Raw genomic sequence first — 12,028 nt, 5'->3', positions numbered from 1 at the left:
GAGCAAGGAACCTGATAATGGCGGTAAAAACTGAAATGAAAGTAGTTGTACTGGGCGGTGGCGTAATAGGGGTCTCGACGGCGCTGGAGCTGACAAAACGGGGAGCGGCGGTGACGCTGGTGACCGAAGCCGCGCTCTGTTCCGGCGCATCGGGACGTTCACTCTCCTGGCTCAACTCGGCGGGTGAACGCTCCCGCCCCTATCACGCGCTGCGGATGGCGGGCATTGATCGCTATCGCACCCTGTTTGCTCAACAACCCACCTTCGACTGGCTGCGTTTTGATGGCGGGGTCTGCTGGTTCAGCAATGATGCAGCCGGAACGCAGGCGCGGCACGCCTATGAGAAAGCACATGGCTACGACTCACAACTCATGACCCCTGATAACGTGGCGCAGGCGGATGCGACAATCGATCCCGACGCGCTGCCGTCGCAGGCGATATTTAACCCCGGTGAAGGCTGGGTCAGCCTGCCGCACCTGTCAGAGTATCTGGTGAATCAGTTCCGGGCGCGGGGTGGTGAAGTGATTGAACACGCCGGTAAAGCCAGTGTGATCACCGATCAGGGCCGGGCCTGCGGCATTCGCAGTGAGCTGGGTGAACTGCGGGCAGATGCGGTGGTGGTCGCCTGCGGGCCCTGGACACCGGATGTGATTGCGCCACTGGGTGTGACGATTCCCAACGGATCGCCCGTCTCCATGCTGGTGATCACTGAGCCGGGCAAACATGAACTCAAAGCGGTGCTGAACACGCCCCGCGCCGCCATCCGGCCAAACCCCGGCAACCGTTACGCCCTGGATCACGACTGGTACGAGGCTGATATCCAGAAGCTGGCCGGAGGCGATTATTATATTGATAAGCAGGTTGTAGCAAAGCTGGCCGAAGAAGCGAGTCAGCTGTTACGGGGTGACGAGCCGCTTAGCGTCCAGAGCTGGAAAATTGGCCTGAAGCCGATTCCAGGCGATGGCGATCCGGTGCTGGGGCAACTGCAGAAGGTGCCGGGCTGTTATGTGGCGTTCACGCATTCGGGCGCAACCCTGGCGCTGATTGTCGGTGAATTACTGGCGGAGGAGATTGTAAGCGGTGAAAAGCATCCGATGCTGGCAAGCTTTGGTGCTGAGCGTTTCAGCTAAAAAAAAGCCGGTCATCACGACCGGCTGATTTTTTATCGCTTATTTTAACCGCGGAAGAAGATATCGCCCGATTTACCCATGACGATTTTGCCGGTGTCATTAGTAATAAGAATGTAGTTGGCGTTGATATAGGCCCAGTGGGTATTTTCCTGTGGAGCAGGCAGATTACGCTTTTGCCACTCATTGATGGTGTACGTTTTATCGGTGTACTTCTCTGGCACTGTGTCACCGATTTGGTACTGTTTGTAGTCGATGATGATGGTGCTGAGGTCGTAATTAGGGTGTGCGCCGTTGGAAGGTGCCGGCGTGGTCGGCGTAATACCATCATTAGATTGTGAACTGGTCGGTGCCTGGCTTTGCGCGGCACCGGCATCCGGCTGAACGCTGCCCGTATCAGGCGTAGCGGGCTGGGCATCCGGATTAGCAGGCTGAATCTGCGGCGGTGGCGGAACGGTATCCGTTGCTTCGCCAGCGGCTTGTACAGCGGGGATCAGGCTCAGCGAGCCAACCAGTAATCCCATTGATAAAAGTACACGTTGAGTCCTGCGCATAATGATTTCCACGTTGAATTTTGACAGTCAGGCTAAAGACAATGTTTATCGCACTTCAGTTCCGGCGCACTGACGCTATGTGTAAGGAAAAACAGCGCTATTCACTTTACTGCACACAGGCCAGGTAGCGGATCACTGTCCGACCACTTTATCCTGAGTTGCCAGATCGACCAACAACGCAATGCCTAAATAGTTACTCCAGTTAAAGCCGTTCTGCAGCACCACAATCGCATTGCCGTTACGTTTATCGTAGCCGATAAAACTGGAATAGCCGCCGATATAGCCCACCTGATAGGTGATCTGCTGCCCTTCGAAAGTGTCGGTCACCCAGGCGATATTCTGCACCTGCGCGCCCTGCTGATACCACGCCTGCTCTGCTGCCGCGAAAGCCCGGTCCAGCGCAGCATCACCGGTGGCACTGAGATGCGCGCGCAAATAAGCACTCAGATCGCGCGCATTACTGTAGAGACTGGCCGCCGCCACCATGTTGCCGTGAAAATGCCAGTCCGGCGTCAGCGTGCCGCGGCGGATAAATTTCGGCTGATCGCCTGCATGGCCCAGCGCACGCAGCGGATAGCCCGCCAGCGTTTCCGGTACAAAGCTGCTTTGGTTCATCTTTAACGGTGTGAAAATAAGCTGTGACGCCAGCGTCTGAATATCCTGATGAAAACGCGTGCGCAGGATATAACCAAGCAGCGCATAGCCGAGGTTGGAGTAGTGTGGCATGCGTACCGCGGGCGCAGAGAAGTCCGCCAGATAACTCAGCAGCTTGTCGCTATCAAGGTTGCCATAGAAATTCTCGCCGGTGTCCAGATATCGAACGAACTGCTGCAGCATCGTCAAATCCATATCCTGTCGCGGCAGACCCGAGGTGTGCGTCACCAGCTGCAGCAGCGTGATGTGCTGCGCGTCAGCGCTGAGGCGAGCGCCTTCCGGCAGAAGATCGGCCAGGGTATCGCTCCAGCGCAACTTACCCTGATCAACCAGCTGAATAATCACTTCTGCCGTCACGCCTTTACTCAGCGATCCCAGCGCAAACAGGGTATCGGGCGTGATCGGATAGCGATGCACACGATCGGTTACGCCAAAAGAGTAATAGCGGGTCGGCCCACCGCGATGAATGACCGCAATGCTGATGCCGGGAACCTGCTTCTGTTGCATGTAATGCTGCACGATGTCATCGACATTTTCATGAAAGGTGGCGTGTGTCAGATAAACGCGATCGCCCACCGGGGCGGACGTTTGCGACAGGGTTCCACATCCCGCCAGCAGGAAGATAAAGGCTGGCATGAATCGCGTCATTAATCTGCTGATCCACTGGCCGCCAGGGGGCCGCCGCGCGAGGGAGACTGCAACAGCCGGCCTGCCAGTAAATCCATTTTTCATATATTAATCATTTACTTATTATTATTTAACACGCAACTGTCTGGCTGGAGCGCAAAAATGTACCATAAAGTGCTGTGGGCTATCGCCTGCATAACGGGGTGAAAGTGGTGCTAAACGCGGTTTAGTCACCGCAGCACGCCCGAACAGGGTTAGCTGTGTTGCAGTTCACAAGGGTGTACACTGCTGCGGTTTTAAGGCTCAACGCCGCTGAAATTTTGAAATGCCCGGGAGGCAACCGCATGAAAGAAGGCCCACTGTCCGAAAAAGAGCTGCAATGGCTGGAAGATATGCTGGAAAAATATGGCAGCGAAGCATCGATTATTGATGTCTCCGAGCTGGATGGCCTGCTGACTGCTGTACTCTCCGGTCCCGTCAGCATTGAGCCAAGCCAGTGGCTGGTGGCACTGTGGGGTGGCGAGAAGCAGATTCCGAAATGGAGCAACGAGCGTGAAATGACGCGCTTTATGTCGCTTTGCTTCCAGCATATGAATGATGTGGCTGACCGCTTATCTGAATTCCCTGAGCAGTTCGAACCGCTGTTTGGTATCCGCGAAATGGAAGGTCTGGAATTTACCGTGGTGGAAGAGTGGTGCTTCGGCTACATGCGCGGTGTCGCGCTGACCGACTGGTCTGCCCTGCCGCAGGATCTGCAACCCGCGCTGGACGCCATCGCTCTGCACGGCGTGGAAGAGAATCTTGAAAAGATCGATGCCATGACGCCGGACGAGATGGAAACCAGCATAGAAGCTATCCGTCCTGCTGCGCTGGCGCTGCACGATCACTGGATCTCCCAGCCAGAAGCGATTCCCGTTCCCCAGAAGCCTGTCGCGGCAGAGAAACTGCCCGGCCGCAACGATCCCTGCCCGTGCGGCAGCGGCAAAAAATATAAGCAGTGCTGTCTGCACTGATCGGCTGCTTAGCCTCACGATCTGCCGGGCGGCTATTCAGCCCGGCATGCTTTTCTCACGATCCACGACAGTTTGACCTGCATCACCCTACCCACACCGTTACCTGAATAGACTGCTCACGACTTGAACAGCTTCGTGCTTATCGCTAAGGTAAGCGCGATTTTACCCGCCAGGAATGAACATGATCACCATCGCGCTTATTGACGATCACCTTATCGTCCGCTCCGGCTTTGCCCAGTTGCTGGGCCTGGAATCGGATTTCCAGGTCGTAGCGGAATTTGGTTCTGGCCGTGAGGCGCTGGCAGGTTTACCGGGCCGGGGCGTTCAGGTCTGTATCTGCGATATTTCGATGCCGGATCTCTCCGGGCTGGAGCTGCTGAGCAAGCTGCCGGCGGGCCTGGCCACCATCATGCTGTCAGTCCATGACAGTCCGGCCCTGGTGGAGCAGGCGCTTAATGCCGGTGCGCGCGGATTCCTCTCTAAACGCTGTCGTCCCGATGAACTGATCGCGGCGGTGCGCACGGTCTCCACAGGCGGCTGTTATCTGACGCCAGAGATTGCGATCAAGCTGGCCGCTGGTCGGCAGGACCCGCTGACCCGACGCGAGCGTCAGGTGGCGGAAAAACTGTCACAGGGCATGGCGGTAAAGGAAATTGCCGTTGAGCTGGCGCTGTCACCGAAAACCGTACATGTCCATCGCGCGAATCTGATGGAGAAGCTCGGCGTCAGCAATGATGTGGAGCTGGCGCGCCGCATGTTTGATGGCTGGCAATGAGCCCCTGTGTTTCGCGGCTGATCTCCATTGTCGCCAGCTTTTTCATCTTCTCGGCGGCCTGGTTCTGCCTGTGGAGTATCAGCCTGCACCTGGTGGAACGCCCGGAGCTGGCGGTGCTGCTATTCCCGTTTGGCCTGCGTCTGGGGCTGATGCTGCAATGTCCACGCGCTTACTGGCCGGTGTTGCTGGTAGCTGAGTGGATCATGCTGATCTGGCTGGCGAAGGTGGTCGCGCTGGCGCATCTGCCGCTGTTAATGGCGGGCAGTGTACTGACGCTGCTGCCGGTGGCGCTGATCTCCCATTACCGCCATCAGCGTGACTGGCGCACGCTGCTGAGCCAGGGCGCGGCTCTGATCGCCGCGGCGCTGCTGCAATCCCTGGCGTGGGCGGGACAGCAGGAGATGCTGAACGCCCTGCTGCTGACGCTCACCGGTGGTCTGACGCTGGCCCCGACCTGCCTGGTCATCTGGCACTACCTCACCAGCACCCGCTGGCAGCCGCTGGGGCCGTCGCTGGTCTCACACCCGGTCAACTGGCGCGCCCGGCATCTTATCTGGTATCTGCTGCTGTTTGTCATCAGTCTGTGGTTGCAGCTTGGCCTGCCCGCTGAACTGTCGCGCTTTACGCCATTCTGTCTGGCTCTGCCGATTATTGCGCTGGCCTGGCACTACGGCTGGCAGGGTGCGCTGATCGCGACGCTGATGAACGCAATCGCGCTGATCGCCAGCCAGACCTGGCACGATCATCCGGTCGATCTCCTGCTCTCGCTACTGGCGCAAAGCCTGACCGGACTGCTGCTGGGTGCCGGTATCCAGCGGCTGCGCGAGCTGAATCAGTCGCTGCAGAGTGAGCTGGCGCGCAACCGACGCCTGGCGGAACGGCTGGTCGAGACAGAAGAGAACGTGCGCCAGGAGGTGGCGCGCGAACTGCACGATGATATCGGTCAGACGATTACGGCAATTCGTACCCAGGCGGGCATTGTGCAGCGCCTTGCGCCGGGTAATGGCCGGGTGATCCAGAGCGGCGTCCACATTGAACAGCTCTCTCTTGGCGTCTATGACTCAGTGCGGCGACTGCTGGGACGTCTGCGACCCCGCCAGTTAGATGACCTGTCACTTGAACAGGCAGTTCGCTCCCTGATGCGTGAGATGGAGATGGAGGATTGCGGCATCGTCAGTCACCTTGAGTGGCGTATTGATGAGACGCTGCTGAGCGAAGCGCAGCGCGTCACGCTGTTTCGCGTCTGTCAGGAGGGGCTGAACAACATTGTGAAACACGCCAGCGCCAGCGCCGTGACGCTGAAAGGCTGGCAACAGGATGGTCGCGTTTTGCTGGTGATTGAAGATGATGGCTGCGGTCTGCCGCCAGGTTCCGGTCAGCAGAGCTTTGGTCTGGTCGGGATGCGCGAACGCGTGAGTGCGCTGGGCGGATCGCTGACTATCTCCTGCACCCATGGAACCCGCGTCAGCGTGCATCTGCCGCTGCGTACGGCCTGAGGAACCACCGTGTTTAACTTTCTGAAAACGCCCGCTAACGCCGCCCCGCTGCAGGACAAAAGTGAGATTGACAGCCGCTATCGCTACTGGCGGCGGCACATTATGTCGACCATCTGGATCGGCTATGCCCTGTTCTACTTTACCCGCAAAAGCTTCAATGCGGCGGCGCCGGAAGTGATCGCCAGCGGCGTGATGATGCGCACCGATATCGGCCTGCTGGCGACGCTATTTTACATCACCTACGGCCTGTCGAAGTTCTTCTCCGGCATCGTCAGTGACCGCTCCAACGCCCGTTACTTTATGGGGCTGGGGCTGATCGCCACTGGCGTGGTCAATATCCTGTTTGGCTTCTCGACGTCGCTGTGGGCCTTTGCGCTGCTGTGGACTATCAATGCCTTTTTCCAGGGCTGGGGCGCGCCGGTCTGCGCGCGCCTGCTGACCAGTTGGTATTCGCGCAACGAGCGCGGCGGCTGGTGGGCATTATGGAACACCGCGCACAACGTTGGCGGTGCGGTCATCCCGATCGTTATCGGCGCGGTGACACTGCATTATGGCTGGCGAACCGGGATGATGATTGCGGGCACTTTAGCGATACTCGCCGGATTGTTTCTCTGCTGGCGTCTGCGCGACCGGCCTCAGACTGTCGGCCTGCCCGCGGTAGGCGACTGGCGACAGGATGAGATGGAGATGGCGCAGCAGCAGGAAGGCGCAGGTCTGAGTCGCAAAGCGATCCTGACCCGCTACGTGCTATTCAACCCCTACATCTGGCTGCTGTCACTCTGTTACGTGCTGGTCTATGTGGTTCGCGCGGCGCTCAATGACTGGGGAAATCTCTACATCTCCGACACGCTGGGGGTGGATCTGGTGACGGCAAACTCGGTAATCACCCTGTTTGAGCTGGGCGGTGTGATAGGTGCACTGGTCGCGGGCTGGGGCTCGGACAGGCTGTTTAACGGCAACCGTGGTCCGATGAACCTGATTTTTGCAGCCGGGATTTTGCTTTCCGTCGGCTCACTGTGGCTGATGCCGTTTACCAGTTACGTGATGCAGGCAGCCTGCTTTTTTACTACCGGTTTCTTTGTCTTTGGCCCGCAGATGCTGATTGGTATGGCGGCAGCCGAGTGTTCCCATAAAGATGCGGCGGGCGCAGCAACCGGCTTCGTCGGTCTTTTCGCCTATCTGGGCGCGTCACTCTCCGGCTGGCCGCTGGCGTGGGTTATCGACGTCTGGCACTGGAGCGGCTTCTTTGCGGTGATTGCCACGGCGGCGGGGATCTCCGCGCTGCTTCTGCTGCCGTTTTTAAATGCTCAGGCGCCGCGTCCCCTGCCTGAAGCGTGATACGCCTCTCCTTTTTGCCCCGAGTGGGGCAAAACTAAGAAATTTTCCTGGTTTCGCCTGGATGCTGTCTCAGGCCAGTCTGGCGGCAGGTTTTTACAATGCCAGCCATTCGCTGCCCATTGCAGCTATTCCAACCAGGAGAATCCCCTTCCATGCAGGCATTCCTTAAACAGGTGCGCAGACCGACGCTGGATCTGCCGATCGAACTGCGGCGCAAGATGTGGTTCAAGCCGTTTATGCAGTCCTATCTGGTGGTCTTTATCGGCTACCTGACCATGTATCTGATCCGCAAAAACTTCAACATTGCACAGAACGATATGATCACCACCTACGGACTGAGCATGACGCAGCTGGGGATGATCGGTCTGGGCTTCTCCATCACCTATGGCGTCGGTAAAACCCTGGTCTCCTATTATGCTGATGGCAAAAACACCAAGCAGTTCCTGCCGTTTATGCTGATCCTCTCGGCCATCTGTATGCTGGGTTTCAGCGCCAGCATGGGCACCGGTTCCGTCAGCCTGTTCCTGATGATCGCTTTCTATGCCTTAAGCGGATTCTTCCAGAGTACCGGCGGCTCCTGTAGCTACTCCACCATCACGAAGTGGACGCCGCGCCGCAAGCGTGGCACCTATCTGGGGATGTGGAATATCTCCCACAACCTCGGCGGTGCCGGTGCGGCGGGCGTTGCGCTGTTTGGCGCCAATGTGCTGTTCGACGGCCACGTAATTGGGATGTTTATCTTCCCCTCTATTATCGCGCTGATTGTTGGTTTTATCGGCCTGCGCTACGGCAGCGACTCCCCGGAGTCTTATGGCCTGGGCAAGGCCGAAGAGCTGTTTGACGAAGAGCTGAGCGATGAGGACAAAGAAGCCGAAGATGAGTCGATGACCAAATGGCAGATCTTTGTTGAGTACGTACTGAAGAACAAGGTGATCTGGCTGCTCTGCTTCGCCAACATCTTCCTCTATGTGGTACGCATCGGGATCGATCAGTGGTCAACGGTTTACGCCTTCCAGGAGCTGAAGCTCTCTAAAGAGGTGGCGATTCAGGGCTTTACCCTGTTTGAAGTGGGCGCACTGGTCGGCACGCTGATGTGGGGCTGGTTATCCGATCTGGCCAATGGCCGTCGTGCGCTGGTGGCCTGCGTTGCATTAGCGCTGATTATTGCCACGCTCGGGATCTATCAGCATGCCAGCAACCAGTATGTTTATCTGGCGTCGCTGTTCGCACTGGGCTTCCTGGTGTTTGGCCCGCAGCTGTTAATCGGCGTCGCCGCGGTCGGCTTTGTACCGAAAAAGGCAATCGGCGCAGCAGATGGCATCAAAGGCACCTTCGCCTATCTGATTGGTGACAGCTTCGCTAAACTGGGCCTTGGCATGATTGCCGACGGCACGCCGATATTTGGCCTGACCGGCTGGGCGGGCACCTTTGCCGCACTGGATGCCGCTGCTATCGCCTGTATCTGCCTGATGGCGCTGGTTGCCGTGATGGAAGAGCGTAAGATTCGCCGCGAGAAACGATTGCAGCGTTTGAAGATGGCGTAAAGATAAAATCAGGCCCGGCGTAAGCCGGGCTTTTTTTTGCAAAAATGAAGAGAGAGATTGCTGCAGAAGGCACTATACAGACTCATTCCCGAGAGAATGTGAAATGTGCTTCAACGAATTAACTCCCTGCCTTGCGATTACCCTTCTGAGTCCACTGTCTGCTGAAACCAAACGTTGCCGCAGGTATTAACAACACCTGCGTGTTTCAGGATGCCTGTCAGGTATGCCGTGATACCCAACAGGCAGCCCAGCCGTCAGGGTACAATAAATCACCGTTATCAGAACAAAGGGAATAATTATACCCGCGAATAAAATCAGAAAATCCAAAACGAAGAAGCAAACATAAAAACACGCCCCTCTTCACAGACTGTAGATATTTACCTCTCTCCTGCCAGACACACTTCAACACGCTATAGATTTTAACATAGATTATAAAATGATTATCTTATTGCCTGTCTCACAGAAAGGTAATTAAGAGTGCATTTATTGTTAAAAATATCCCACCATTATTTATTGCCATATGACAACGCAGGTTTTTATTGTACGCAAAACCTATTAACATCAGGTGTAAAAAAAACAGATCACCTTTGAAATAATGCCCCTGATAAACCAAATCGCATCACACAATGGACTGTTTTTATTGAGCTTTTTATATAATCCATTTTGAAACTCTTTTTTATGCGCAAAAAACAGCGCCTTACCTACGCTTACATTGAATTGACATAAAAATCTGATAAAAACTGCAATAGAGATTATTTTTAGGATTTAACACTAAAAAACCACACCAGAAAAAAGTTTAAAGAATAATATTCCGCATAACGACTCTTATCGATACTATATCTTACCAGGACTCTGTAAATTCCATTTTATGAGTTTATTTGTAAGAATGCCGACTGCAGTTACCTGAATAATTAAATCATCACCCCCTCCTGTCCCTTTGATAAGAGAGAGGTGGTTTAAGTTATACCAAATAGCGTTACCGCCCCGGATAAACACTCAGTTACCCGAACTCATCCATGAGCCATATAACCGGGGCAATAAACATTCAGGATAAGCGAATCAATCCTAAAACAGGTTAAAACCTTACTCTGAAAAACGATCATTCACCTTATGGCAAGGTACAGGAAAAGGCGTTCCGCATTATTAATGCAGCGTATCAAATGGCACCGCTCATTACAGGAAATAATACTTTCAGCCATGTTTATTACGCCACAGCAGGTGGCCATTATTAACGGCTACATGGAGGTTAATTAATTTTTTTAACAAAATTTTTCTTAAATCAGCACAGCAACGCCTGGTGATTAATTAATCGCCCGGTTCATTTCGGCATCTATGGGTGAAAAATGAAAATTCAATTAATTATTAAAGACAGTAATGGCAATATCATTGCTAAGCATGCTTTAAAACCTGGGCAGTCGCTGGCATTGAAGTCCACGCCACAGGCTGCGTCCTATGAAGTTCACAGCGTTGATGGGCAGCCTCCGCAGAAAATCGTTGCGTCAAAAGCTAACGGCCAGATGAAATTTAAGCTGGTGGATGATGTAACGGGTGAGCAGTATGACATCGTCCTGCAAAACGTCAGCGCAGATGAACTCCCGATTATGACTGCCTCTGGCCCGGATGGTGTGGCCTATGCGTATAACTATGATGCGACTAATGGCGTATATGAACTCGCTTCAACGACTGCGGATCCGCTCATCACTGACAATGTCTATCTGGCGGGTGGTGTTTTAGGTGGCCTGGCCGCGATAATTGGTGTGGCTGCAGCATCAAACTCAGGTGGCTCCTCCTCAAGAAATAACAATACGGCAGCAGCCAATGAGGACAACAGCAATGCCAGTGTTGTTGCTGGCACAACGCCATCTCTTGTCGATGACGCCGGCAACCCCGTGGCTGGTCGTCCTACCAGCGACAGTACCCCCACGATCAGTGGTAACGGCATGCAGCCCGGCTCCACCGTGGTGATCACCGACGGCGACACCGAGCTCGGCACTGCCACAGTGGGCGAGGACGGCAGCTGGACCTTTACCCCCGACGCCCCGCTGGCCGACGGCGAGCATGCGCTCGTGGTTGACGGCACCGATGCCAGCGGCAACCCTGCCAGCAGCACCGTCGACGTTATCATCGACACCGGTGACACGACGCCGGGCGCGAGTGATGATGCAGGCAGCCCGGCAGAAGACAATGGCAGTGCCTCTGTGCCGGGCGCGGGCGGCGACACAGGTAATCCAGCGGAAGGCGACACCAGCGCCACCGCGCCGGGCCTGACCGACGACGCCGGTAACCCGATCGCCGACGGCAGCAGCACCAGCGACAGCACCCCGACCATCGGCGGCGGCGGCATGCAGCCCGGCTCAACCGTGGTGATCACCGACGGCGACACCGAGCTCGGCACCGCCACCGTGGGCGAGGACGGCAGCTGGACCTTCACCCCTGACGCGCCGCTGGCTGACGGCGAGCACGCGCTCGTGGTTGACGGCACCGATGCCAGCGGCAACGCCAGCAGCAGCACCGTCGACGTCAACGTTGACACCAGCGCCACCGCTCCCGGCCTGACCGACGACGCCGGTAACCCGATCGCCGACGGCAGCAGCACCAGCGACAGCACGCCGACCATCGGCGGCGGCGGCATGCAGCCCGGCTCCACCGTGGTGATCACCGACGGCGACACCGAGCTCGGCACCGCCACCGTGGGCGAGGACGGCAGCTGGACCTTCACCCCTGACGCCCCGCTGGACGACGGCGAGCACGCGCTCGTGGTTGACGGCACCGATGCCAGCGGAAACGCCAGCAGCAGCACCGTTGACGTCACCGTCGACACCAGCGCCACCGCGCCGGGCATCACCGACGACGCCGGCAATCCGATCGCCGACGGCAGCAGCACCAGCGACAGTACGCCA

Annotated in this window: 9 protein-coding genes; 7 read left to right on the top strand and 2 right to left on the bottom strand. The window is 56.4% G+C overall.

Annotated elements, in window-relative coordinates:
• Positions 1-17 precede the first annotated feature (17 nt).
• Positions 18-1,130, top strand: coding sequence for an NAD(P)/FAD-dependent oxidoreductase (locus EPG66_RS22250; RefSeq protein ID WP_115387927.1), 1,113 nt, complete (start codon positions 18-20; stop codon positions 1,128-1,130).
• Positions 1,131-1,174: 44 nt separating this feature from the next.
• On the opposite strand, the gene EPG66_RS22245 is transcribed toward EPG66_RS22250, so the two are convergent.
• A complete protein-coding gene (locus EPG66_RS22245) occupies positions 1,175-1,681 on the bottom strand; it encodes an RcnB family protein (protein ID WP_022625353.1) in 507 nt (168 codons plus the stop codon).
• A gap of 132 nt (positions 1,682-1,813) precedes the next feature.
• Entirely contained in the window at positions 1,814-3,067 is a 1,254-nt protein-coding gene (locus EPG66_RS22240) for a serine hydrolase domain-containing protein (protein WP_083070245.1), read from the bottom strand.
• Positions 3,068-3,306: 239 nt separating this feature from the next.
• Here EPG66_RS22240 and EPG66_RS22235 point away from each other — a divergent pair, with 239 nt between their 5' ends.
• The 6 genes from EPG66_RS22235 to EPG66_RS22210 form a co-directional block, all read left to right on the top strand.
• A complete protein-coding gene (locus EPG66_RS22235; RefSeq protein WP_182688143.1) occupies positions 3,307-3,975 on the top strand; it encodes a YecA/YgfB family protein in 669 nt (222 codons plus the stop codon).
• A 181-nt stretch (positions 3,976-4,156) separates the two neighbouring features.
• Complete coding sequence (uhpA, locus tag EPG66_RS22230) at positions 4,157-4,750, top strand: response regulator transcription factor UhpA (RefSeq protein ID WP_033787435.1); 594 nt, start codon at positions 4,157-4,159, stop codon at positions 4,748-4,750.
• On the top strand, positions 4,747-6,246 hold the full coding sequence (uhpB, locus tag EPG66_RS22225) for a signal transduction histidine-protein kinase/phosphatase UhpB (protein ID WP_182688141.1): 1,500 nt from the start codon (positions 4,747-4,749) through the stop codon (positions 6,244-6,246). Before uhpA ends, uhpB begins: the two co-directional genes overlap by 4 nt.
• 9 nt (positions 6,247-6,255) lie before the next feature.
• On the top strand, positions 6,256-7,584 hold the full coding sequence (gene uhpC / locus EPG66_RS22220; RefSeq protein ID WP_182688139.1) for an MFS transporter family glucose-6-phosphate receptor UhpC: 1,329 nt from the start codon (positions 6,256-6,258) through the stop codon (positions 7,582-7,584).
• A gap of 152 nt (positions 7,585-7,736) precedes the next feature.
• Positions 7,737-9,128, top strand: a complete 1,392-nt coding sequence (uhpT, locus tag EPG66_RS22215) for a hexose-6-phosphate:phosphate antiporter (RefSeq protein WP_182688137.1) — start codon at positions 7,737-7,739, stop codon at positions 9,126-9,128.
• 1,343 nt (positions 9,129-10,471) lie between these two features.
• Positions 10,472-12,028 (top strand): Ig-like domain-containing protein (locus tag EPG66_RS22210; protein WP_246379571.1); only part of this gene is annotated, 1,557 nt, incomplete at its 3' end.

Source organism: Pantoea pleuroti (assembly GCF_014156615.1).
Taxonomy (GTDB): domain Bacteria; phylum Pseudomonadota; class Gammaproteobacteria; order Enterobacterales; family Enterobacteriaceae; genus Pantoea; species Pantoea agglomerans.
The sequence above is the reverse complement of the archived record's forward strand: the minus strand, read 5'-3'. Positions and strand labels throughout refer to the sequence as shown.